Annotated in this window: 2 protein-coding genes; both read left to right on the top strand. The window is 52.3% G+C overall.

Annotation, left to right across the window (positions count from 1 at the left end; genetic code table 11):
- Positions 1-592: RHS repeat-associated core domain-containing protein (locus tag EJB06_RS31480; protein ID WP_164558106.1), on the top strand; the 592-nt coding region annotated here is incomplete at its 5' end.
- A gap of 33 nt (positions 593-625) precedes the next feature.
- Positions 626-940, top strand: coding sequence for a hypothetical protein (locus EJB06_RS31485; protein ID WP_126077961.1), 315 nt, complete (start codon positions 626-628; stop codon positions 938-940).
- Positions 941-1280: the final 340 nt, after the last annotated feature.

Raw genomic sequence — 1280 nt, forward strand, 5'->3', positions numbered from 1 at the left:
CTACGACAGAAACACCAATCTGTTCTACAACTACTATCGGGATTATGATCCGCAAACCGGGCGGTATGTGCAGAGTGATCCGATAGGTCTTGAGGGCGGTATCAATACGTACGCGTACGTGGGCGGGAATCCAATATCGCGGATCGATCCACTCGGTCTGTTCGATGCTACTTCGGTTTCACTAACGACCAGAATCATCCTTCAGGCAACACCACAGGCTTCAGTTGTTGGATTTGCCCTTGGACCGATAGCTGTGGGCGTTGTTGCGATGTGCATGCCAGGAAATAATGGTGGACAGTGCGCCGATGACCCAAACTATTCGCGCCCGGAATGCAGGAAGCAAAAGGATGAGCAAGACTGTGAGGCCATAAGAAAGCACATCCGAGACCTGGAGGCACAGCTTGGGAAAAAGCGAGGGGACCTGGCTAACGATCAATACGATCTATACAACCGAGCCTACGGTCTTGGCTCTAATCCTGGGGGCGACATCGCCAAAAAAGGGACATTCGAAGGCCATGTCAACAGAATTGTTGATCTGCAAGTCGGGCTAAATCGACTGATTGAGAAAGCGAAAAAAATGGGATGCCTCTAACTAGCGCACTTATTGGTCTTCACGGAGTTGAATATGAGCGACGAAATTATTGCCGACGAGCTGATCTTCCAGATACGCCAGGTACTTGAACAGGCGAGTCCTTCCCCAAACAGGCCGATTACCTTCGAAGTACAAGACGATGGCCAGTGCATCATGTTCTACATCCCAGTAGATGACGTGCCGCCGAGTGAACTGCAAGCCAATATTGAACGGATTGGTCGGATTTTGAATGATATGGTGCCCCGCCGGCAGGGCGACTACTCATGGTTCGCGACGTTCACCATACAGAACAACAGAGTGGATAGCTGCTTTGGCGGCAATTTGGACTTTCCTAACACTGTTTTCTAGTGCAGCGGCAGCGTATCCTGCTTGTATCGTGTTCGTATCTGATTTGTATCCTGACGTATGCTATTCGTATCCTAGTCGTATCCCATATGGGCCGGAAAAATCGGCGCGGGTACGAGGACGCCAGCACAAATCAGCTATGGGCAGGCTGCGCGGGGAGTCCCCGCAGCCCCTGCCGACCTATCACACATCACGCAACCCTCCGGGTTGGCCGGAACGCCCGCCGTTGCAGGCTTCCTGTGTATTACGTGGTGCGCTTCTCCCGTAATACACGGTGATGCTAAAACTGAGCGTTTCGCCCGCCGTTGGTAAGCGCCCAGCCGATCCACCTATGAATTCGTGA

Origin of the sequence: Massilia atriviolacea, from assembly GCF_003953935.1 — a bacterium.
GTDB lineage: Bacteria > Pseudomonadota > Gammaproteobacteria > Burkholderiales > Burkholderiaceae_D > Telluria_A > Telluria_A atriviolacea.

What these genes read in the sequence shown, in the direction of transcription:
- EJB06_RS31485 (WP_126077961.1), top strand. Translation starts at nt 626, where the DNA reads ATGAGCGACGAAATTATTGCCGACGAGCTGATCTTCCAGATACGCCAG.